The sequence below is a fragment of the Mycobacterium alsense genome (assembly GCF_002086635.1).
GTDB lineage: Bacteria > Actinomycetota > Actinomycetes > Mycobacteriales > Mycobacteriaceae > Mycobacterium > Mycobacterium alsense.
Genome location: NZ_MVHD01000005.1, coordinates 20,533 through 41,306 on the forward strand (window position 1 = coordinate 20,533; position 20,774 = coordinate 41,306).

A 20,774-nucleotide genomic window follows, 5' to 3' on the forward strand; every position below is an offset into this window, starting at 1 on the left:
TGCGCTCTCCCACAGGCTCTCTCAACATGTCAGCAACATGCAGCCCGCGACCGGACCGCCGCCCACCGACACCACGCCGACCTCCGGTCGTTTCGACACCTGGCGCTCCCCCGCCCCGCCCCGCAACTGCAGGCACCCTTCGTGCAGGGCCCAGTAGCCGTGCATCCGCCCGGCCGAGAGCTGACCGCCATAGGTGTTCAGCGGCAGCCTCCCGTCCAGGGCGATGCGCGCGCCGCCCTCGACGAACGGGCCGGCCTCGCCGTCGCCGCACACGCCGAGCGCCTCCAGCCAGGCGATGGTCAGAAACGTGAAGCCGTCGTACAACTCGGCCACGTCGAGGTCGGTGGGCTTGAGCTGCGTGCGCGACCACATCTGCGCCGCCGCGTCCGACATCGCCATCTTGGGGTAGTCGTCGCGGTGGAACCAGCCGCCGGCGCCGTCGGATCCGCCGATCGCCTCCACCGCGACCGCCCGGTGCGGGCAGTCGCGGCCGTAGTCGGCGTGGGACACCACCACCGCGATCGAGCCGTCGATGGGGACATCGCAGTCCAGCAGCCCGAACGGCGTCGATACCGAGCGCGCGCCGAGGTAGTCGGCCATGGTCATCGGTTCGCGGTATACCGCAAGGGGATTCAGTGCGGCGTTGCGCCTGCCGTTCAGCGCCAGCCAGCCCAGCTGTTCCTTGGTGGTTCCGTAAAGCTCCATGTGCAGGCGGCAGTTCAGCGCGAGCCAGTTGGCCGCCGAATATGCGTGGGCGGCAACCAGGTCATTGACGTCGTCCATGGCGCCGACGGCCGGCCGCGGCGCGCCGTCGGCCGTTTCGAACATGCGCGCCAGCGGTGGGGCCGGCGCGTCCTCCTGCGGCTTGACCGGTACCGTGCCGCCGAGCATCTGGATCGTCCGGTAGATCACCACGTGGCGGGCGCGCCGCTCGGCGACCGCGCGGCACGCCGACATCACCGGGCTCAGCAGGCCGCCGGTGCCGAAGCCGGACCCGCAGTCGGCGGCCTCGATTCGCAGTTCGGCGTTGACCTGTCCCGCCGGCGTGTCGCCCAGGGTCGCGATCCCGTCGATGTCGGCGGGCGCCAGGCCGGCGTCCGCGATCGCGGCGCGCACCGCCTCCATGGTCAGCTCGAGGCCCGGGATGCCCGTGCGACGGCCGATTCGCGAGATGCCGAGGCCCGACACGATCGCGTCCTTCTCGAAGTGGGTCACCTGCCACCGCCCGTCCAACCAGCCCGCACCGGATCAATAGAGTGTACTGTATTGGGCGTGCCAGGCGAGACGACGTCCCAGTTGCTCATCGATCACTGCGAGGCTTGCGCGCGCTGGGTCCACCCGCCTGCCGGCGAATGCCGCGACTGCGGCGGCCCGCTGGTGGCGCGGCCGGTGTCCGGGCGCGGCACCGTGTTCACCTATACGGTGAATCATCACCCGTACAACCCGGAGGTCCCGACCCCCTACGTGATCGCGATCGTCGAGCTGGCCGAGCAGAGCGGCCTGCGTGTGGCGGCCAATATCGTTGGGTGCGAGCCGGATTCGGTGACGTGCGGGATGCCCGTCGCCGCGCAGCCCGAACGGGGCAGCGGCGGCGCGCCCCAGTTCGCCCCCGCCTAGTGCTCCATTCGCCCAGCGTCCGCAAAATGCTGGCCCGGACGGCGTGTCGCCGTACAACCACGGGCGCTCGCCGACAGAAGCGAGCTAGTTGATAAGCGGGTCGCGCGGCATCCCCAGGATGCGCTCGGCGATCTGGTTGCGGGTCACCTCCGAGGTGCCGCCGGCGATCGACATGCCGCGGGCGCCCATGATCATGCGGCCCGCCAGCGCGCCGGGGCCGTCGACCAGCGCGACGTCGGGCCCCAGCAGAGCCGCCGCGATCGCGGCCCCGTCCACCATGTGCTCGGCCAGCTTCAGCTTGGTGACGTTGCCTTCGGGTCCCGGGCCCGCGCCTTCCACGCTGCGGGCGACGCGGCGCAGGTTCAGCAGCCGCAGGGCGTGGTCGTCGGCGAGGTAGTTTCCGACGCGGATGTTGGCCCCCGCCAACTGATCCGGCCGCTGCTTGGCGAGTTCGATCAGGACGTCGGCCAGGCCTTCGTAGAAGGAGCCGCTGCCGCCGATGCTGACGCGTTCGTTGCCCAGCGTCGCCCGCGCGACGGTCCACCCGGAGTTGGGCGCCCCGACGACGTCCTCGTCGGGAACGAACAGGTCGTTGAAGAACACCTCGTTGAAGTCGGAGCCGCCGGTGATCTGCCGCAGCGGGCGCACCTCGACCTCGGGGGCCTTCATGTCGACGATCACCGTGGTGATGCCGGCGTGCTTGGGCGCGTCGGGGTCGGTGCGCACGGTGGCCAGCCCCCGCGCGCAGTAGTGCGCCCCGCTGGTCCACACCTTCTGCCCGTTGATCTTCCAGCCGCCGTCCACCCGGGTGGCGCGGGTCTTGATGGATGCCGCGTCCGATCCCGCGTCGGGCTCGGAGAACAGCTGGCACCACACCTCGTCCTTGCGCAGCGCCTTCTCCACGAATCTTTCGATCTGCCACGGTGTTCCGTGCTGGATCAGGGTCAGTATCACCCAACTGGTGATCCCGTAGTCGGGGCGCTTGATGCCCGCGGTGCGGAATTCCTCCTCGATCACCAGCTGCTCGACCGCGTCGGCGCCGCGGCCAAAGGGCTTGGGCCAGTGCGGCATGACGTAGCCGGTCTCGATCAGCTTGTCGCGCTGGGCGTCCTTGTCGAGCGCGGCGATCTCGGCGGCATCGGCGCGGATCTGGGTGCGTAGCTCTTCGGCCTCCGGGGGAAGATCCAGGCTGTTTTCCCGCACGGCACCGGCCGCGGTGCGCTCGAAGACGTCGGCGGCCGGGGCGTCCCCGCCGAACAGGGCCTGGGTCACCAGGGCACGGCGCAGGTGCAGGTGTGCGTCGTGCTCCCAGGTGAAGCCGATCCCGCCGTGCACCTGGATGTTGAGCTCCGCGTTGCGCGCATAGGCGGGAAACGCCAGCGCCGCGGCCACGCCCGCGATCAGGCGGAATTGCTCCTCGTTTTCGCCCGCCGCGCGCGAGGCGTCCCACACCGCGGCGGTCGCCGACTCGGCGGCCACCAACATGTTCGCGCAGTGATGCTTGACGGCCTGGAAGGTGGCGATGGTCCGGCCGAACTGCTGGCGCACCTTGGCGTAGTCGACGGCGGCATCGACGCAGTCCGACATCCCGCCCACCGCCTCGGCGGCCAGCAGGGTCCGCGCTCTCGCCAGGGCCGATTCCCGTGCCCCGGAAAGGATGTCGTCGTCGGTGACGCGGACGTTGTCCAGCCGCACGCGCCCGGAGCGCCGCGTCGGATCGAGGTTCTGCGGCACCTCCACCGACACGCCCTCGCGGCCGCGGTCCAGCAGCAGCACGTCGTCGCCGGCGGCGACCACCAACAGCTCGGCCAGCCCGGCGCCCAGCACGATCCCGGCGTCGCCGCTGGCCGTGCCGCCCGAGACGGACACCGCGCCGCCCAGCCCGACGCCCGCGGTGACCGACCCGTCGATCAGGCCGGGCAGCAGCCGCGACTTCTGTTCGGCGGTGCCCTCTTTGGCGATCACGGCCGACGCGATCACGGTCGGCACGAAGGGTCCCGGCGCCACCGCGCGCCCGAGTTCCTCGATGACAACGACGAGTTCGGGCAGGCCGTAGCCGGAGCCGCCGTGCTCTTCGTCGACGTGCAGCCCCAGCCAGCCGAGCTCGACCAGGTTCGGCCAGAACCCCGGCCGGGCCTCGTCGGCCGCATCGAGCAGCGAGCGCGCCGCCCACCGCGCCTTCTGGGACGTCAGGAACGCCCGGGCCACCTCGGCGAGTTCGCGATGGTCGTCGGTCAGTGCGATACCCATGGGGGAGCCCTCCTCGCGCCGCTACCCGGGATGGTTGCCTGCCCCGCTCCGAGCGGAAGCGGGGCGGCTGGCTAAAGAGTGTACTTATTGCGGGGAGGGCGTCCGCCGCGGGTGCTTACTTGGGCGCGAAGCGCTGTCCGGCGTCCAGCCGCAGGCACTGGCCGTTGAGCATCGGGTTGTCCACGATCGCCGCCACCAGCTTCGCGTACTCCTCGGGGCGGCCGAGGCGCTTGGGGAAGGCCGCGTCCTTGGTGAGCGCCGTCGCGAACTCGTCCGGGATGCCCTGGGTCAGCCCCGTCGCGAACAGGCTGGGCGCGATGGCCAGCACCCGGATGCCCAGCGACCCGAGGTCGCGCGCCATGGTCAGGCACATCCCCGCGATGCCCGCCTTGGCTGCGGTGTAGGCGACCTGCCCGATCTGGCCCTCGAAGGCCGCGATCGACGCCGTGTTGATGATGACGCCGCGCTCCTCGTCCTCGGGCTCGTTCTTTGCCATGTGCGCGGCGGCCAGCCGGCTGATGTTGAAGGTGGCGATGAGGTTGAGGTCGATCACGGACTGGAACGACTCGAGGTCGTGGGGGCCGGACTTGGTCATGGTCCGCTTCGCGATGCCGCCGCCGGCGGTGGTGATCACGACGTGCAGGCCGCCGAGCTTGTCGACCGCGGTCTGCAGCGTCTCCTCGGTCCCGGTGAAGTCGGTGACGTCGACGGGGTAGAACGAGCCGCCGATGCCCTCGGCGACCGCCTTGCCGTCGGAACCCTCGCGGTCGAGCACCGCAACCTGCGCACCGCGTTCGTGCAGCAGCTCGGCGCTGGCGCGCCCCATTCCCGAAGCGCCGCCGATGACGACGACTTTCTTCCCGCTGATCTCCATCCGGACCTCCTTTTTTGGCTTGTCAGAATCGTGGCAATCTGTAACGTCAAGTAGGCACGCTAGCGTGTCGGTCCCGAAGGCTTGTCGGCGAGCCATGCCAAGCTGGTCCGCGTGCTCCTCCTCGACGTGGCAAGCACATCGCTTAATGTCGGCGGCACCTCGTCGCGGCTGGCCAAGGTCGCCCACATCGCCGACCTGCTGCGCCGCGCCGCCGCGGAGCCCGAGGCGGTGGCGATCATCGTCTCGTGGCTCTCCGGTGAGCTGCGCCAGCGCCAGATCGGCGTCGGGTGGGCCTCGCTGCGCGACCGCCCGCCGCCGACGCCGCGCCCGGTCCTGACCGTGGTCGGCGTCGACGCCGCCTTCGGGCAGATCGGATCCGTCTCCGGCAAGGGCGCCCAGGCCAGGCGCGCCGAACTCGTCGCGGGATTGTTCGCCGCCGCCACCGAGACCGAGCAGGCCTTCCTGCTGCGGTTGCTCGGCGGCGAGCTGCGCCAGGGGGCGCTGGCCGGCATCATGGCCGACGCGGTGGCCAGGGCCACCGGGATCCCCGCCGCCGCGGTGCAGCGCGCCGCGATGCTGGGCGGGGACCTGCCGGCGGTCGCCGCCGCCGGTCTTTCCGGCGGCGCGCCGGCGTTGGATGCCTTCACCCTGGCGGTGGGGCGGCCGGTCAGCCCGATGCTGGCGCAGACCGCGACCGGTGTGACCGATGCGCTCGAACGCCACGACGGCACAACCATTTTCGAGGCGAAGCTGGATGGCGCGCGGGTGCAGATCCACCGGGCCGGCGACGAGGTCACCGTCTACACCCGCAGCCTCGACGACGTCACCGCCCGGCTGCCCGAGGTGGTCGAGGCGACGCTGGCCCTCCCGGTGACCGATCTGATCGCCGACGGCGAGGCCATCGCCCTGCGGCCCGACAACCGGCCGCACCGCTTCCAGGTCACCGCCTCACGGTTCGGCCGATCCGTCGACATCGCTCAAGCCCTTGTGGCACAGCGGCTTTCGGTGTTCTTCTTCGACATCCTGCACTGCGACGGCGTGGACCTGCTGGACGCGCCGACCACCGACCGGCTGGCCGCCCTGGACGCGCTGGTGCCCCCCGCCCAGCGCGTCGATCGGCTGATGACGTCGGACCCGGTGCAGGCCGGCGCCTTCCTGGACGCCACGCTGGCCGCCGGCCACGAGGGCGTCATGGCCAAGGCCCCGGGGGCGCCCTACCTCGCCGGGCGCCGCGGGGCGGGGTGGCTCAAGGTCAAGCCGGTGCACACCCTGGACCTGGTGGTGATCGCGGTGGAGTGGGGGTCGGGGCGCCGCCGCGGCAAGCTGTCCAACATCCACCTGGGCGCGCGCGACCCGGCCAGCGGCGAATTCGTGATGGTGGGAAAGACCTTCAAGGGGATGACCGACGCCATGCTGGACTGGCAGACCGCGCGGTTCCGCGAACTCGCGGTGGGCGGCGTCGACGGCCGCGTCGTGCGGCTGCGGCCCGAGCAGGTCGTAGAGATCGCCCTGGACGGCGTGCAGAAGTCCTCGCGCTACCCCGGCGGCCTCGCGCTGCGGTTCGCCCGGGTGCTGCGGTACCGCGACGACAAGGGCCCGGCCGAGGCCGACACCATCGACGCGGTGCGCGCGCTGTATTGACTCTGCGCCCCTCCCTACGCGGAAAGACGCGGAAAAGGGCGGAAAGGGCGAAAACGGCGAAAAGGGGTAGTCGACTACGCATGCCAACCGGTGATCGCCGACCGTACCGTGGGTGCACCGACGACCGGTAGCTCCGGTCAAGGAGGGGATACCGGAAAGGAGGTGGACGAAATGTTGGCCTCATCAACGGAAATCACCAGCACCACCAACCACGTCGACGAGCCGCTGGGTCAACCGCCCTCGGTTGCGCCCCCGGTGAAGCCGTCATCCACCGAGGTGCTGATCACCCCACAGCAGGTCGTTTTCGGCACCGCGGCCGCGACGGGCGCCCGCCGCACGAACCACGGCGGACGGCTCGCCGCCATCGTGCGCCGAATGCTGGCCACCGATGGATCCGGCCCGCGGCGATACGCCGCGAGGCACTACGGATTCCTCGAGGACGCCCTGCTGGCCCGCGAAATGGAGAGGCTATGAACACCGTCGTCGTCGTGATCAGCGCCGCGCTGGTGCTGATGGTTGCCATGGGGACCTACAACCTGCAGTGGCGGCTCGAGCGCAGCGACTACGAGCGCCATTTCGAAGACTGACCGCGGGGTGCCGACGCGTTTAGGTAGGCGCCGATCGTCGATCAGGCGTCCCATCGCGTCAGGTCGCGGGCGCGGATGCCGCTGTCAGCGCAGTAGCGGGTGTAGCGCTCGATGGAGGTCTTGTGGTTTTCCTGCCACAGGATCTTGTTGTCCTGATCGAGGAAAAGCAATTCACCCGTCATGTAGAAGAACATCTCCGAGTCCTCGAAAGCTTCGGGGGTGTGGGAGGACCCGGCCACCTCGTAGAGGGTGTCGCCGGCGCGGGCGACCCAGTCGTTTTCTTTGTAGCGCCATGCCCCGCTGATCGTGTGTGCCACAACGACTCCGGTGTGGTAATGCGTTCCCAGTTCGATGCCGGCGGGTACCTTCATCGAGACGACGATCTCCGCCCGAACCGGGTCGATCTTCCAATACTTCAAGAAGACTTGGTCACTGAGCGGCGTGAACGGTACCCACGGGTTATCCGCGCCGTTGATGTAGTTGACGTCGAGTTCTTGCAGAGTTTGCATGACTCCTCCTCCTGCTGGTGGTTGAGCCGAAACACTAGAAGCCTTGGCGGCAACTCCGCTCGGGTCGCGGTAACAGAGTTCAGCAGCGCCGTTGTGATGCCGTCACAGTTCGGCGCCGTTGCGCCGCGTCAGGCCGCGAATCGCGGGGAGTAGCGCCAGCGCGACGGACAGGTCGATGGTGTTGGTGTCGATTGGACGGCCCAGCAATTCTTCGGCCTGATGGACTCGATAGCCGACGGTGTTGGGGTGCACCGTAAGCCGCTGCCCGGCCCTTGCGGGGCTCCGGTTTTCTTCCAGATACACCGCGAGCGTGGCGGCGATCCGATACGTCGCCTCGTCATCGGCGGCCAAGGGGCCCAGGATGCGTTCGACGAATGCCAGCGCATGGCCGGCGTCCGTACTGGCGAGCGCCCCGACCGCGACGTCGCGGTAGCGGGTCACCACGTCGGCGCGATCCCCGAGCAGCGCGGCGAATCGATGAGCGTGCGCCGATTCGGTGTGTGTGCGGCGGAAACCGCCGATTCCCCATCCCTGCTCACCGACCGCCACCCGGACGCCATCCGGCAGGCGGGTCTGGGCACGAATGCGCGCTATGTCCAACTCCACATCGGTAAACGGCTGCGCCCGGCTGAGCCAGGCCGCGATGGCCATGGAACCGGCCGGGTGGATCAGGTTGCTCTGCGTCGACACGGCGCCGGCGAGCTGCCTCAGGGCATCGGCAAGGGCCGTTTGTGCGTCCGCGGCGTCGCGCGTCGCGTCCAGCCACGTGCTGACGCCGACATGATGGCGATTGATGTCGTAGCGCAACCGTTTCGACGCCCGCTGCGGATCTTCTTCGCGTCCGCCGAGGATGTCGTCGACCGCGGCGGCGCGGGCGGCCGCGGCACCCCGCAGCCATGCCTCTCGTTCGGTCTCGTAGAGACGTTCAGCCCGGACCAGCAGTGCGTCGCAATAGGCGAACAGGAAGTTGGTCGCCAGATCAAGCGCCTTGTCGCGGGCGTCTGACCGCGTGGCGGATATCCGCTCGAACAACCACTGCCACGTTTCCTGCTGCCCCAGACGCACGGAACGAACGAGCTCGTTGAGCGGAATGTTTCGTTGCACGCCGGAGCGCGCGATGACCGCGGTTGGCGGCGCGAGGTCGAATCGGCGTGGATCGTCGCCGATTTCGATGCACTGCGCGATCTGGCGGAGAATGGCTTCGACGCTGCCCAATTGTTCGGCAACCGCCGTGGCATCGGGAACTATCGCCGGCAGGTCGACGCGCAGGCGCTCAACCAATTGGGCGGCCAATTGCGGTGCGCACGTTTGCAACTGGGCGGCAACCGGCTTCAGCACCTCGTCCCATGCCTTGCGGGCGGTCGGCTCCTGGAGGGGTGGCCACCGGGGCTCCATGTCGGCAGAATCTAATCCGGTTGCAGTGGCGGCACAATGTCTATTCAGTTCGTTCAGTCCGCCGCGAAAGTGAACCTTGCGACGCGACGCGCCGGTCAGACGTCGGTAGATTCACACTCGCCGCCCGGGGTTGCGGCACCGAGAGGAGACATCGCATGTCCACCTGGCTCATCACCGGCTGCTCGACGGGGCTCGGGCGCGCGCTCGCCGAGGCCGTCATCGGGGCCGGCCACAACGCCGTCGTGACGGCGCGCGACGCCGCCAAGGTCGCCGACCTCACCGAGGCCGCGCCGCAGCGGGTGCTCGCCGCGGCCCTCGACGTCACCGACCCCGCCCAGGTCACCTCGGCCGTGCGCCGGGCCGACGAGCGGTTCGGCGGGGTGGACGTGCTGGTCAACAACGCCGGCTACGGCTACCGCGCCGCCGTGGAAGAGGGCGACGACGCCGAGGTCCGCCAGTTGTTCGAGACGCACTTCTTCGGCACCGTCGCGATGATCAAGGCCGCGCTGCCCGGGATGCGGGCGCGCCGCAGCGGCGCGATCGTGAACATCTCCTCCATCGGCGCGACCGTGCACCCGGTCGGCTCCGGGTACTACGCCGCGGCGAAGGCCGCCATCGAGGGGGTCAGCGGGGCCCTGCGCGGGGAACTGGCGCCGCTGGGCATCTCGGTGACGGTCGTCGAGCCCGGCGCCTTCCGCACCGACTTCGCCGGCCGCTCGCTCGCCCAGTCGGCCACCGTCATCGACGACTACGCCGCCACCGCCGGGCAGCGCCGCAAGGAGAACGACACGATGCACGGCAACCAGGCCGGGGACCCCGCCAAGGCGGCGACCGCGATCATCACGGCGGTCGAATCGGGCGAGCCGCCCGGCTTCCTGCTGCTGGGTCCCGACGCCCTGGCGATCTACCGGCATGTGAGCCAGGCGCGCGCCGCCGAGATCGCCAAGTGGGAACAGCTCAGCGGCGGCACGAACTTGGACTGAGCCTCAGCCGCGCACCGCCGGAAGGACGTCGCGTTCCCACGCCGCGAAGAACCCGTCCATGTCGGGGCCGATCTGCTGCACGTAGACCTCGTCGATGCCGGCGTCGACGTACTCGCGCACCTGCGCGATGTGCTTGCCGGGCTCCGGCCCGCACGCGACGCTCTCGGCGACCGTCTCCGGCGGCACCAGCGACATGAGGGCCGCGAAGTCCTTGGGCCGCGACAATATTTGTGAGGTCTGCCCGGGCAGGCCCTCGTTGGCCCACAACCGGTGTGCGACCTTCAGCGCGGCGTCGGGGTCTTGGTCCCAGCTGACCTTGGTCCCCGCCTGCACCGGTTTGTCGCCGCCGCCGGAGTCCCGGAACGTCTTGACCAGCTCGGCCTCCGGCATTGCCAGCACGAAGCCGTCGCCGATGCGCCCGGCCAGCTCGGCGCCCTGCGGACCGAACCCGGACACGTAGATCGGGACCGGCCGCTCCGGCCGCGTGTAGATGCGCGCCTCCTGCACCTCGTAGTGCTTTCCATGGTGGCTCACCTCTTCGCCGCGGTGCAGCAAGCGGATGACCTGGACGGCCTCCTCCAGCATTTCCTGGCGCACGCCGACCGACGGCCAGGGATCGCCGAGGATGTGCTCGTTGAGCGCCTCGCCGCTGCCGACGCCGAGCACGAAGTGTCCGTCGAGCTGCACGGCCGCGGTGGCCGACGCGTGCGCGATGATCGCGGGGTGCGTCCGCACGGTCGGGCACGTGACTGCGGTGCTCACCGGCAGCGACGTCGCCTCCGACAGCGCGCCGATCACGCCCCACACGAACGGGCTCTGGCCCTGCTCGTCGTTCCACGGGTGAAAGTGGTCGGAGATCCACAGCGCGTCGAACCCGGCCGCCTCCGCCCGCTTGGCCTGGTCGACCAGCTCCTTGGGGCCGAACTGTTCGCAGGTAAGGAAGTATCCGATCTTTGTCATGCCCCGCGGGCTACCCGCTGGGCGGTCGCTTACGCAGGAAAGCCCGCCATGGCGGTCACGGCGTCCGAAGGACCTGGGACCACGCACCAGCGAGAACGGGTTCGCCATCTAAGAGAAGGTTATTCTCCCAGCACGAGAGAGCCCTTACGATCGGTGGGTGCCATCCACGCTGGAACTCGAGCGGCCCCGCGACGGCGTCGTGGTCGTGCGCCTGAACCGCCCGGAGCGGCTCAACGCCATCAACGAGGTCATGCGCACCGAATTGGCCCAAGCGCTCGACGATTTGGCCACCGGGCCCACCGCGCGCGCCATCGTGCTCACCGGTACGGGTCGCGGCTTTTGCGCCGGGATCGACTTGCGCGACTTCGGGCCCGACGTGCCGGAGGCCACCGCCCCTGCGCTCGATCGGATGCACTTCCAGGAGAGCATGGCCGCGCTAGCCGAGCGGGTGCGTCGGTTGCCGCAGCCCGTCGTCGCCGCGGTCAACGGCCCGTGCGTCGGCGCGGGCTTCGCGCTGTGCCTGGCCGCCGACATCCGGATCTGTTCGGCGCAAGCCTCGTTCGGCAACGCCGCCATCCTGCTGGGGCTGTCGGGAGCCGAGATGGGCATGAGCTACCACCTGCCCCGCATCGTCGGCACCAGCGTCGCGGCCGACTGGATGCTCACCGGCCGCACGGTGTCGGCCGCCGAAGCCGACCGGCGCGGGCTGGTCAGCGAGATCGCCGAACCCGATCGGTTGGTCGAGCGCGCGGTGGAGCTGGCGTCGCTGATCGCCGACCTGGCCCCGCTGGGTGTGCAATTGACCAAGCGTGCGCTGCAGGTCAATACCGACGCGCCGAGCCTCTCGGCGGCGCTGGAACTGGAGAACCGCAACCAGGTGATCTCGCACGCCACCGAGGAAGCGGCCGAGCGCCGAAAAAAGTGGTCTCGGTGACCGGACCGTTGGCCGACGTCCGCATCGTGATGATGGGCGGCCTGGGCCCCGCCCCGTTCTGCGGAATGCTGTTGGGAGACTTGGGCGCGGACGTCGTGCGGGTGGATCCCATCCCGGGCGTCGACGACGGGCTGCCAATCGACTACACGGTGCGCCGCAGCCAGCGGTCGCTGGCCGCCGACGTAAAAGATCCCCGCGGCCGGGAACTGGTCCACCGGCTGGCCGCCGACGCCGACGCCTTCGTCGACGTGTACCGGCCGGGAGTCGCCGAACGGCTGGGCATCGGCCCGGACGCGCTACGCGAGCGCAATCGCCGCCTGGTGTACGCCCGCATGACGGGCTACGGGCAGGACGGCCCCCTGGCCGGGCACGCCGGCCACGACATCAACTACATCGCCCTGGCCGGGGCGCTGCACGGCATCGGCACAGCCGAATCCCCGATACCGCCGCTGAATCTGGTCGGCGACTACGGCGGCGGCGGGATGCTGTTGGCCGTGGGGCTGCTCAGCGCAATCCTGGAAGCCCGCGGGTCCGGCGAGGGCCAGGTCCTCGATGTCGCCATGGTCGACGGCGCGGCGACGCTGATGGCCCCGTACTTCGGCATGGTCGCGGCGGGCACCTGGCGCGACCATCGAGGCGACAACCTGCTCGACGGCGCGGCCCACTTCTACGGCACCTACGCCACGGCCGACGGCGCCCACATCGCCGTCGGCGCGATGGAACGAAAGTTCTACGCCGAACTGTGCGATCGGCTCGACGTCGACGTGCCCCACGACGACGACCACCCGGCGACGTGGGCGGCGCACCGCGCGAAGCTGGCGGCCCGGTTCGCCGAGAAGACCCGCGAGGAGTGGGAGCGCATCCTCGATTCGCCGGGATGCTGTGCGACGCCGGTACTTTCGCTGGCCGAGGCGCCGCGGCACCCGCACCTGGCCGCGCGCCGGACGTTCATCGACGTCGACGGCGTCACTCAGCCCGCACCGGCGCCGCGGTTCTCGCGCACCGCGCCGGCCGCGCCGTCGGCGCCCGCGCTGCCGGGAGACCACACGCTCGCGCTGCTGCGCGAGGCGGGATTGAACACCCAAGCCATCGCCGAACTCGTCGACTCCGGCGTGGTGGCACAGAGCAAAAGGAGACGGTAGATGTCGTGGGACTTCTCCACCGACCCGGAGTGGACCGAACAACTGAAATGGGTCGAGGAGTTCGTGCGCAGCGAGTGCGAACCGATCGACCTGATCGTCAAGGAGTCTCACGACCTCAACGATCCGGTTCGCCAGGCGCTCATCCCGCCGCTGCAGGAGATCGTCAAGGAGCGCGGGCTGTGGGCCACCCACCTCGGGCCGCACCTGGGCGGGCCGGGCTACGGTCAGGTGAAACTGGCGCTGCTGAACGAGATCCTGGGCCGTTCGGAATGTGCGCCGATCGTCTTCGGTTCGCAGGCACCGGATTCGGGCAACAGCGAGATCCTCGCGCACTACGGCACGCCCGAACTCAAGGCGCGCTACCTCGAGCCGCTGCTGGACAACCGCATCGTTTCCTGCTTTTCGATGACCGAACCGCAGGGTGGCGCCGACCCCAAGGTGTTCCGCACCACCGCGGTGCCCGACGGGGATCACTGGGTCATCAACGGGGAGAAGTGGTTCTCGTCGTTTGCCTCGATGGCGTCGTTCATCATCGTGATGGCGATGACCGACCCGGGCGCGCCGCCGTACCAGCGCTACTCGATGTTCGTCGTGCCCGGCGACACCCCGGGCATCAACGTGATGCGCGACGTCGGGCTGGGATACCAGCCACCGGGCGGGGGGCGCGAGGGCTACGTCCGCTACGAGAACGTGCGGGTGCCCGCCGATCACATGCTGGGTCCGCGCGGTGGGGCATTCGTCGTCGCGCAAACCCGGTTGGGCGGCGGGCGGATTCACCACGCGATGCGGACGGTGGGGCTGGTCCGCCGCATCTTCGACATGATCTGTGAGCGGGCGGTGTCGCGTTACACGCAGGGCGAGGTGCTGGCCAACAAGCAACTCGTCCAGGAGATGGTCGCCGACTCGTGGATGGAAATCGAGGCGTTCCGGCTACTGACCCTCCAAACGGCTTGGAAGATCGATCAATTCAACGACTACAAGGCGGTGCGGGCGGACATCTCGGCGGTGAAGGCCATGATGCAGAAGGTGCTGCACGACGTGTCGTCCCGCGCGCTGCAGCTGCACGGATCGTTGGGCACCACGCACGAGATGCCGTTCGTGCAGTACCTCGTCGAGTCGTTCGTGCTGGGGCTTGCCGACGGCCCCACCGAGGTGCACAAGGTGACGCTGGCCCGCCTGTTGCTGAAGGACCGCCGGCCCGCACCCGACCTGTTTCCCTCCGAGCATTTGCTGCGGCTGCGCGCCGCGGCCGAGGAGAAGTTCGCCGACAAGCTCGCCGGCATCCCCCGCGGCTAGCCGCGACGTCAACTCAGACGGCCTTGGTCACGCCGACGTAGGACAGCACCACATCGGATTGGTCGGTCGATCGGGTCAACGTCGCATACGAGCGGATGAACGACTGCCCCACGCACCCGTCGATCTTGACGTGGAAGTTGCTGATCATGACCCAGGGACTGGGACCCTTGAACTGTTTCTTGACCACCGGCACCACAAACACGAGGCCGGGCTTGAGTCCGACGCTGACCACGCCGTTGACCGGTGCGGAGACGAACGGCAAGAGGGGCGGCAGCGTGCCGGTGGCATCGAACGTGGGGGCGATCCCGGGGTTGAGGCCGATACCGCCTTCCATGATGACACCGTTGGACGTGCTCATATCGATCCCGCAGCCGATTTGGAAGCCGACCTCCAGGACGCCGCGCGGCTCTGCCGGTCCTATCAGCGAGCCGACGAACGTACCGCTGGCCATGTATTCGCGTGACGAGACGGCGGTGGTCAACGGCGGCACCGGAATTTGCATCTCGTCCTTCGCGCCGAGCCCGAGGGTCCAGCCATCCGGAGTTTGCAGGGTCGAGGGAGGATTCGACGGCACCCTTCCGTCCGCCGGCGGCGCCGCATCGGGAGGGGCTGCGCCGGACTCGGGTTCGGCGCCTGTCGACGGCGCCATGACCACCGACACGACGAGGCAGACGGCGACAGCCACGGCACGACGAACGACGACGGCTATCGGCCTCACGGGCGACACGCTACGCAGGCTCCAATTCGAGTCGCGAAATTTGCTGGACGGCGAACCAAAGTTGTTGTGCGTTCGTGATTGTTATGCGATGTAAACTCGGCAGCAGGCGGCTACCTCTTGAGATGACCAATCATCGGCAGACGAGGAGAGGGCGGCGATGACGCTTCGCACGTGCGCTCGTGGGCTGCTGGCCGGCGCGACCGTTGCCATGGCGCTGGCCGGCGGCACCGGGATCGCCCGCGCGTCGCCGGACCCCGCCCTGCCGCCCATTCCCCCGTCGATCGACGAATGGCTGACGGAGTTTCCGACCACGTTCGTGAACCCGATGGACGAAGGCGGCCCGGCAACCGACTGGGACGGCGTCGGAATGTACTGCGAAAACATCTACGTCCGCTGCAGCTGATCGTCAGTCCAGCATCGACCGGGCGCGCGTCAGCAGCCGCGGTAAGACGGCCGCCATGGCTTCCAGTTCCGCTCGCGGAGCGCGCCTTCGGCGATTGTGCTTGACGATCAGCGACCACGTGGCGGCGGACTTGAAGCACGCCAGCGCGGTGAACCAGCCCAGGTCGGAGACGTCGCGGCCCAGCTCGTCCCGATAGATCTCGGCGAGTTCGCTTGCGGGGGGCACGATCCCGGCATCCGGAACGCGCCGGTAGGTGTCCGGATCACAGTTGATCAGGAACCAGCCCGCATCGATGCGCGGATCACCGACGGACCAGATCTCCCAATCGATCACCGCGCTGATGTGGCGCCCCTCGGCGAGCAGGTTGCCGAGCCGGAAGTCACCGTGCACCACGCCGGGCCCCACGGCCCTTGGCACACAGGACAACAGCGCGTCGCGCACCTCCTCCCAGCCGGGAGCCAGCGCCGCATCGACGGTCTGCAGCGTGTCACACCAGCGGCGGACCTCCGCGGCCGGATCGATCACCGGTTCCCCACCCAGGCCCAGGTCGGCCGGCGACAGGTTGTGCAGGGCGGCCATGACGCGGCTCGCGTTGCGGTATCGCTCGGGCAGGTCGGCGCTGGGCGGGCAACCGTCGAACAACGGCTCCACGCAGTCGCCCCCGACGCGGGACATCACGAAGAGCGGCGGCGCATCCGGCGGGTCGCCCGAATCCTCCCACAGCACGCGAGGTACCGGAACCGACGTCGCCGTAAGCGCTTTCATGATGCGAGCCTGCCTCAGCACGTCGCGGTGCGCCACCGGCTCGACACCGGGCGGGGCGACCTTGATCACCACCGCTTGGCCGTCGCGCTCACCCCGGAAGGTCAGGCTGGAGGCGCCGCCGGCGAGCGGGCCGACGCCGGTAACGCCGGCGGCGTGCAGCCGGCGTCGCAGCGCCTCGGGGTCGAGCTCGACCATTCAGCGCTCCTGCCGGCCCACTTCGGCGAGGAACGACTGGGTGTGCGCGATGCGCCCGGTCAGCGTCTTCGGATCGCCGGTGCACAACCGAAAGGCGGTCTCGGTGATCAGTTCGATGTCCTCGGTGTCGGTCTTGGCCAAGTCCAGGGTGCCGGCGCCGGGCGTGGCCACCGGGTTCGTCGGCGCCGCGGCGTTGACCGCGATGCCGTCGTCGTACAGCTCGGCGGCAAGGCTTTTGGTCAGCCGGTTGAGCGCGGCCTTGACCGTCCCGTAGACGCCGAAGCCCGCGGTCCGGTCGAACTCGGAGAACGGCGGCCCGGGCGGCAGGTCGCCGCCGACCGACGTCACATTGAGGATCCAGCCCCGGCCCCGCTCGCGCATCGCGGGGATCGCCAACTGGCTCAGGTGCAACGGCGCGAGCACGTGCATCTCGATCATGAGGCGGGCGCGGCGTTCGGGGAACCCGTCGAGCGGCCGCAGGAAGGTGACCGCGGCGTTGTTGACAAGGATGTCGGGCGGGCCGACCGCGCTCACCACCTCGGCGAAAAGCCTTTCGCGCTCCTCGGATTGGGAAAGATCAGCCTGGATCGCGACGGCCTTGCCGCCGGCGTCGACGATCTCGTCGCGGGTCTGGCTCAGCGACCCCTGGTATTTGGGGTCCGGGTCCATCGTGCGGGCGGTCAGCGCCACGGAGGCGCCGCGGGCGGCCAGCCGCGCGGCGATCGCCTTGCCCAGGCCGCGGCTGCTTCCGGTGACGAGAGCCACCATCCCGTCGCACCGTTGCTCTGCGCCCATGTGCATGCCTCCAGTCCTCGTCCGCCGTGCGGAAACGGCTTCTCCGAACTAGAGAATGCCATTATCGCCCGTCGACCGGAAGGGCGGTCGCCACCCAGCCGAGCAGTCGAGACCACAGTCGGTGGCGACTCGACGCCATGTTGTGGCAGTGCGCGCTGTCGGCCAGGACGACCGTCGTGATGTCGGGGCTGCTGCGATACAGGGCGGCCTCCGCGCGGGGGTCGGGCGAGACGTCGACGACGCCGTAGCCGAGCAGCACCGGGACGTCGATCCGCGCGGCGTGCTCGGCGACGACGCCGGGAATCATCGCGGTGCCGAACACCCGCGGCACCACCGACTTCGCGGTGACGCAGTCCGCGGCCACGACGTCGGCGGGCACGTCGCCGAGGTGGAACCAGCTCTGCAGGTATTCGCGCGGGCCCTCGAAGTAGGGGTCCGGAAGAGCCGACAGGAGTTGCCGCGCCAGCTCGTCGCGGCCCTGCGGGGTCGCGGCCCGGGCGATGAACGCCGGCTCCAGGTTCAGCGGCGCGACGTGTTGGTTGGTGCAGCCGAGCGCCGCCAAGGCGGCGTAGCTCCCGAACAGCGCCTGCTGGACGATGGCCAGGTACGCACCCAGGGAATGCGCCACGGCGATCGCGGGGGCGCGGTCACCGGCGACGGCCGGCAGCGCGGAGACGGCCCGCGCGAGCGCGGCGGCGATGTCGTCGAAGTCGAAAGCGCGTGCCGGCTTGGAACTTTCGCCGGTTCCCAGCGGATCGATCGTCACGACGGCGTAGCCGTTATCGGTGGCGAATTCGGCGAAGCTGTAGCCGTCGCGGCCGGGAATGTTCAGGTCCCAGTATTCGCGGCTGTAGGTGCCGCCCGGCAGGCAGACGAGGACGGCGGGCGCGGCGGCGCCGTCGGCCGCCGGGTAATAGGTCGCCGCCAACGACGCGTGCTCGCCGATCGCGTCGCTGACGTCGAAGCGCATCGGTCGTGCGGATACGGTCATGGCGCGCCTTTCGTCGTAGCCTGATGAGTCATCGTGGGGATGATTCCACCGTGCGAGGAGGAGCTTTGACCTACCTCATCCTGCTGTGCGCGATCTTCGCCGAGGTGGTGGCGACCAGCCTGCTCAAGAGCACCGAAGGGTTCAGCCGGCTCTGGCCGACGGTCACCTGCCTGGCCGGTTACGCCATCTCCTTCGCGCTGCTGGCGCTGGCGATCTCGCGCGGCATGCGCACCGACGTCGCCTACGCGTTGTGGTCGGCGATCGGCACGGCCGCGATCGTGGCGATCGCAGTGCTGTTCCTCGGCTCCCCCATCTCCGTGGCGAAGATCGCCGGCATCGCGCTGATCATCGCGGGCGTGGTCACGTTGAACCTGGCCGGCGCCCATTAGGTAACGCATGACGTAACGCGCGGACGCCCTTCTCAGAAAAGCAACCTGAGACCACGAGAAGGACACGGCATGATCGGTACCCGCACCGCGGCGGCCCTGGCGGGCGCGGCCGCGCTGGGCATGGCCCTGGGCCTCGCCGCGGGAACCGCGCACGCCGGTCCCCGCCCGCCCAGCGGCGAGGGCACGTTGTACGGCAATCCCGCTGCGGCCGCCCCGTTCTGGCGGTACCAGGGATACGACGACGACTGCGTGGAAATGGCGGTCGCCGACGTCGTGGGCGAGCTGACCGGCCGCCAACCCTCCGAGCGCGACGTCGTCAAGCTGGCTCAGACCACCCCCAGCACCGTCCACCCCGGGCCCGTCTACGTCAAGCCGAAAAAACACACGGCCGGAGCCGGCACCTCTTTCGACGACGAACCGCTGCTACTCGCGCACTACGGGATCCACGCGGTGGCCACCGACGAGGAACGCGCCGCGAAATCCGGCGTGCCCACGGGCATGACCGAACTCGAGCGGGACCTGGCCCAGGGGCGCAAGGTGATCGCGGGGGTCAACTCCGAGGTCATCTGGGAAGAGCCCGTCGAGGACAAGACCCCGGACGGTCGACCCGAAGCCAACCACGCGGTGGTGGTCACCGGCGTCGACACCGCCGCCGGAGTGGTGTACCTCAACGACAGCGGCAGCGAGGACGGCCGAAGCGAGCGGGTACCGATCGATGTCTTCGCCCGGTCGTGGGCCAGCAGCGACGACCAAATGACCGTCACCGATTAGTTCGGCACCAAACCCATCAGCCGGCCCTCGAACCCGGTCAGCAGCGACACCCCGGTCACCGGGGACTGTGGCAGCGGGAAGTTGAGGCCGGGGTCGGGCACCGGATTGAACGGGTAGCCGGTCGGCATCATCGACGGGGGCAGCAACCCGAGATCCACCAACGCGGCCTGCGGCCCCTGAATCGCGCCCAGCGTCAGATACGGCACGATGGTGAATGGGTTCGGAAGTTCGAAAAGGCTGGCGGGGGTGGGGATGTCGGCGTACTCACCCGACCCGTAGCCCATGTCGACGATCACCCGCAGGTCCGGCTGCAGCAGGTCCGCCAGCGCGTTGCCGAAGGGCGCCGGCAGGTACCACCGCAGCGGGGTGACGAGCGGCAGGTCCTGCGTCAGCAGCTCGTAGTAGGTCGTGTTGCCCGCGTAGCCCGGTGAGGTCGGCAGTTGAACGGCGTTGGCGGTCTGCGTCGGCGTCAGGTCGACGTAGTCGTGCGTCCCATGCCACAGCGCGAACCCCATGAAAGCGTTCAGGTCGCTTACCGGGTTGAGCACATACCGCGGGAAGTTGGCCACCATGTCGTACTGGTTGGTGAAAATCACGGTGGGATACGGGGAGTCGGGCGGCGTCGCGCCGCTCATCAGGACGTCGAACAGCGGGATGTACAGCCCGGGGAACCGTGCGAAGAATCCCCCGCTGGGGGTGCCGGGGTTGCCGGTCAAAAAGAACGAAAGCCTGTTTGGGTCGGGCGGGTTGGCCGTGGCCATCAGGTTCCGGATCTCGTCGGTCGCCACAAGCGCACCTTGTGAGGTGCCGTAGACGATCACCCGGTTGCCCGCGGCCAGCTCGGTTTCGATGGCGCCGTGGAGCACCTGCACGCCCCGCGCCACCGACTGACCCAGCGTCAGGTTCCCGAGCTGCGGAGTGACCGGCCAGAACTGCTCCGGGGTGAAGAGCGCCTGCCCCAGCGCCCCGGTGAGGGGCGACAGCGCCGGGTTGTCCAGGAAGCCGGCCATGATCGCGTCGACGTACCTGGCGTCCGGCAGCGGGAACGTGGTGCCGCCGACGATCAGCGCGACCGACCCGTTGTTCGGCACGATCAGCGGCGGGACGCTCGTGGGGGCGGGACCCTCGGCCTGCGCGACGAGCGGGACCAACGGCGCCTCCAGCGCGGTGATCGCGTCGCGCAGCGCCTGCTGTCCGGCCTGCTCGGTCTCGGCGTAGGCGGCGTTGGCCGCGGTCAGCAGCTCAATGAACCGCCGGCGGAACGCGTCACCCTGGGCGGCCAGCTCCTGATAGACGGCGGATTGGGCGTTGAACAGCGGCGTGATCGCCGCGCTGACCGCGTCGGCCCCGGCGGGCGGGATGTCGCTCGTCGGCAACGCGGCCACGGCGCCCGCCTCCTCGAGAACCGCGCCGAGGTTGCCGACGGCGTCCGCTGCCGACGCCAGACCCACGGGAACGACCTGCATCTGGACCATTCTGGGTGCCGACCGCGGGGCCTGCGGCATATTGGCGGGAAAAACGCCGCCCCCTACACTGGCCGGCAAGGTGCGCGACTGAAG

The 20,774-nt window shown here is 69.5% G+C and carries 21 protein-coding genes; 10 read left to right on the forward strand and 11 right to left on the reverse strand.

All coding sequences use genetic code 11. The annotated features are described in order from the left end of the window. Window positions 1–21: 21 nt before the first annotated feature. Window positions 22–1,215, reverse strand: a complete 1,194-nt coding sequence (locus BST11_RS04960) for a thiolase family protein (RefSeq protein WP_083137015.1) — start codon at window positions 1,213–1,215, stop codon at window positions 22–24. 57 nt (window positions 1,216–1,272) lie between these two features. On the opposite strand from BST11_RS04960, the gene BST11_RS04965 reads away from it, so the two are divergent. Then, entirely contained in the window at window positions 1,273–1,617 is a 345-nt protein-coding gene (locus BST11_RS04965; protein ID WP_244897528.1) for a Zn-ribbon domain-containing OB-fold protein, read from the forward strand. Between the two features lie 84 nt (window positions 1,618–1,701). Here the strand turns inward: BST11_RS04965 and BST11_RS04970 are convergent, their stop codons facing one another. Then, entirely contained in the window at window positions 1,702–3,867 is a 2,166-nt protein-coding gene (locus tag BST11_RS04970) for an acyl-CoA dehydrogenase family protein (RefSeq protein ID WP_083136877.1), read from the reverse strand. Between the two features lie 115 nt (window positions 3,868–3,982). Beyond that, on the reverse strand, window positions 3,983–4,741 hold the full coding sequence (locus BST11_RS04975; RefSeq protein WP_083136878.1) for an SDR family NAD(P)-dependent oxidoreductase: 759 nt from the start codon (window positions 4,739–4,741) through the stop codon (window positions 3,983–3,985). Window positions 4,742–4,852: 111 nt separating this feature from the next. Between BST11_RS04975 and BST11_RS04980 the strand changes: the two genes are divergently transcribed. Together BST11_RS04980 and BST11_RS04985 are read left to right on the forward strand one after the other, a co-directional pair. Next, window positions 4,853–6,382: an ATP-dependent DNA ligase gene (locus BST11_RS04980; protein ID WP_083137016.1), complete on the forward strand. Its 1,530-nt coding sequence runs from the start codon at window positions 4,853–4,855 to the stop codon at window positions 6,380–6,382. Window positions 6,383–6,553: 171 nt separating this feature from the next. Further along, the gene (locus BST11_RS04985) at window positions 6,554–6,856 is read left to right on the forward strand and encodes a hypothetical protein (RefSeq protein WP_142276194.1); all 303 of its coding nucleotides are present in this window, start codon (window positions 6,554–6,556) and stop codon (window positions 6,854–6,856) included. A 154-nt stretch (window positions 6,857–7,010) separates the two neighbouring features. Here the strand turns inward: BST11_RS04985 and BST11_RS04990 are convergent, their stop codons facing one another. Together BST11_RS04990 and BST11_RS04995 are read right to left on the reverse strand one after the other, a co-directional pair. Next, the gene (locus BST11_RS04990; RefSeq protein WP_083136880.1) at window positions 7,011–7,478 is read right to left on the reverse strand and encodes a 2,4'-dihydroxyacetophenone dioxygenase family protein; all 468 of its coding nucleotides are present in this window, start codon (window positions 7,476–7,478) and stop codon (window positions 7,011–7,013) included. Between the two features lie 102 nt (window positions 7,479–7,580). Next, a complete protein-coding gene (locus tag BST11_RS04995; RefSeq protein WP_169834877.1) occupies window positions 7,581–8,873 on the reverse strand; it encodes a PucR family transcriptional regulator in 1,293 nt (430 codons plus the stop codon). A 155-nt stretch (window positions 8,874–9,028) separates the two neighbouring features. Between BST11_RS04995 and BST11_RS05000 the strand changes: the two genes are divergently transcribed. Further along, the gene (locus BST11_RS05000) at window positions 9,029–9,856 is read left to right on the forward strand and encodes an oxidoreductase (protein WP_083136881.1); all 828 of its coding nucleotides are present in this window, start codon (window positions 9,029–9,031) and stop codon (window positions 9,854–9,856) included. A 3-nt stretch (window positions 9,857–9,859) separates the two neighbouring features. Here the strand turns inward: BST11_RS05000 and BST11_RS05005 are convergent, their stop codons facing one another. Further along, window positions 9,860–10,816: an LLM class F420-dependent oxidoreductase gene (locus tag BST11_RS05005; protein ID WP_083136882.1), complete on the reverse strand. Its 957-nt coding sequence runs from the start codon at window positions 10,814–10,816 to the stop codon at window positions 9,860–9,862. Between the two features lie 157 nt (window positions 10,817–10,973). Here BST11_RS05005 and BST11_RS05010 point away from each other — a divergent pair, with 157 nt between their 5' ends. From BST11_RS05010 to BST11_RS05020, 3 genes are read left to right on the forward strand one after another with little or no spacing between them, the layout of a single operon-like run. After that, on the forward strand, window positions 10,974–11,750 hold the full coding sequence (locus BST11_RS05010) for an enoyl-CoA hydratase/isomerase family protein (RefSeq protein ID WP_083136883.1): 777 nt from the start codon (window positions 10,974–10,976) through the stop codon (window positions 11,748–11,750). Next, window positions 11,747–12,892: a CaiB/BaiF CoA transferase family protein gene (locus tag BST11_RS05015; RefSeq protein ID WP_083137018.1), complete on the forward strand. Its 1,146-nt coding sequence runs from the start codon at window positions 11,747–11,749 to the stop codon at window positions 12,890–12,892. The genes BST11_RS05010 and BST11_RS05015 overlap by 4 nt, the downstream gene beginning before the upstream one ends. Next, window positions 12,893–14,188: an acyl-CoA dehydrogenase family protein gene (locus BST11_RS05020; protein ID WP_083136884.1), complete on the forward strand. Its 1,296-nt coding sequence runs from the start codon at window positions 12,893–12,895 to the stop codon at window positions 14,186–14,188. 13 nt (window positions 14,189–14,201) lie between these two features. Here BST11_RS05020 and BST11_RS05025 read toward each other — a convergent pair whose 3' ends face one another. After that, window positions 14,202–14,837, reverse strand: a complete 636-nt coding sequence (locus BST11_RS05025; protein WP_169834880.1) for an MspA family porin — start codon at window positions 14,835–14,837, stop codon at window positions 14,202–14,204. Between the two features lie 226 nt (window positions 14,838–15,063). Between BST11_RS05025 and BST11_RS05030 the strand changes: the two genes are divergently transcribed. Then, window positions 15,064–15,309: a hypothetical protein gene (locus BST11_RS05030; protein ID WP_083136886.1), complete on the forward strand. Its 246-nt coding sequence runs from the start codon at window positions 15,064–15,066 to the stop codon at window positions 15,307–15,309. Window positions 15,310–15,312: 3 nt separating this feature from the next. Here BST11_RS05030 and BST11_RS05035 read toward each other — a convergent pair whose 3' ends face one another. From BST11_RS05035 to BST11_RS05045, 3 genes are all read right to left on the reverse strand, one after another. Next, a complete protein-coding gene (locus BST11_RS05035; RefSeq protein ID WP_083136887.1) occupies window positions 15,313–16,269 on the reverse strand; it encodes a phosphotransferase family protein in 957 nt (318 codons plus the stop codon). Next, window positions 16,270–17,064, reverse strand: a complete 795-nt coding sequence (locus tag BST11_RS05040) for an SDR family NAD(P)-dependent oxidoreductase (protein WP_083137019.1) — start codon at window positions 17,062–17,064, stop codon at window positions 16,270–16,272. Window positions 17,065–17,125: 61 nt separating this feature from the next. Next, complete coding sequence (locus BST11_RS05045; RefSeq protein ID WP_083136888.1) at window positions 17,126–18,055, reverse strand: alpha/beta hydrolase; 930 nt, start codon at window positions 18,053–18,055, stop codon at window positions 17,126–17,128. Between the two features lie 65 nt (window positions 18,056–18,120). Here BST11_RS05045 and BST11_RS05050 point away from each other — a divergent pair, with 65 nt between their 5' ends. Beyond that, window positions 18,121–18,444, forward strand: a complete 324-nt coding sequence (locus tag BST11_RS05050; protein ID WP_083136889.1) for a DMT family transporter — start codon at window positions 18,121–18,123, stop codon at window positions 18,442–18,444. Window positions 18,445–18,513: 69 nt separating this feature from the next. Next, window positions 18,514–19,215 carry a cysteine peptidase family C39 domain-containing protein gene (locus BST11_RS05055; RefSeq protein WP_083136890.1) on the forward strand — a complete coding sequence of 234 codons (702 nt, stop codon included), beginning with the start codon at window positions 18,514–18,516 and terminating at the stop codon, window positions 19,213–19,215. On the opposite strand, the gene BST11_RS05060 is transcribed toward BST11_RS05055, so the two are convergent. After that, window positions 19,212–20,681, reverse strand: coding sequence for a PE family protein (locus BST11_RS05060; protein ID WP_244897530.1), 1,470 nt, complete (start codon window positions 20,679–20,681; stop codon window positions 19,212–19,214). The genes BST11_RS05055 and BST11_RS05060 overlap by 4 nt on opposite strands. Window positions 20,682–20,774 lie beyond the last annotated feature (93 nt).

What these genes read in the sequence shown, in the direction of transcription:
- BST11_RS05020 (WP_083136884.1), top strand. Translation starts at nt 12,893, where the DNA reads ATGTCGTGGGACTTCTCCACCGACCCGGAGTGGACCGAACAACTGAAA.
- BST11_RS05040 (WP_083137019.1), bottom strand. Translation starts at nt 17,064, where the DNA reads ATGGGCGCAGAGCAACGGTGCGACGGGATGGTGGCTCTCGTCACCGGA.
- BST11_RS05025 (WP_169834880.1), bottom strand. Translation starts at nt 14,837, where the DNA reads ATGGCGCCGTCGACAGGCGCCGAACCCGAGTCCGGCGCAGCCCCTCCC.
- BST11_RS04985 (WP_142276194.1), top strand. Translation starts at nt 6,554, where the DNA reads ATGTTGGCCTCATCAACGGAAATCACCAGCACCACCAACCACGTCGAC.
- BST11_RS05060 (WP_244897530.1), bottom strand. Translation starts at nt 20,681, where the DNA reads ATGCAGGTCGTTCCCGTGGGTCTGGCGTCGGCAGCGGACGCCGTCGGC.
- BST11_RS05045 (WP_083136888.1), bottom strand. Translation starts at nt 18,055, where the DNA reads ATGACCGTATCCGCACGACCGATGCGCTTCGACGTCAGCGACGCGATC.
- BST11_RS05005 (WP_083136882.1), bottom strand. Translation starts at nt 10,816, where the DNA reads ATGACAAAGATCGGATACTTCCTTACCTGCGAACAGTTCGGCCCCAAG.
- BST11_RS05035 (WP_083136887.1), bottom strand. Translation starts at nt 16,269, where the DNA reads ATGGTCGAGCTCGACCCCGAGGCGCTGCGACGCCGGCTGCACGCCGCC.
- BST11_RS04970 (WP_083136877.1), bottom strand. Translation starts at nt 3,867, where the DNA reads ATGGGTATCGCACTGACCGACGACCATCGCGAACTCGCCGAGGTGGCC.
- BST11_RS05000 (WP_083136881.1), top strand. Translation starts at nt 9,029, where the DNA reads ATGTCCACCTGGCTCATCACCGGCTGCTCGACGGGGCTCGGGCGCGCG.
- BST11_RS04990 (WP_083136880.1), bottom strand. Translation starts at nt 7,478, where the DNA reads ATGCAAACTCTGCAAGAACTCGACGTCAACTACATCAACGGCGCGGAT.
- BST11_RS04995 (WP_169834877.1), bottom strand. Translation starts at nt 8,873, where the DNA reads ATGGAGCCCCGGTGGCCACCCCTCCAGGAGCCGACCGCCCGCAAGGCA.
- BST11_RS04975 (WP_083136878.1), bottom strand. Translation starts at nt 4,741, where the DNA reads ATGGAGATCAGCGGGAAGAAAGTCGTCGTCATCGGCGGCGCTTCGGGA.
- BST11_RS05055 (WP_083136890.1), top strand. Translation starts at nt 18,514, where the DNA reads ATGATCGGTACCCGCACCGCGGCGGCCCTGGCGGGCGCGGCCGCGCTG.
- BST11_RS05030 (WP_083136886.1), top strand. Translation starts at nt 15,064, where the DNA reads ATGACGCTTCGCACGTGCGCTCGTGGGCTGCTGGCCGGCGCGACCGTT.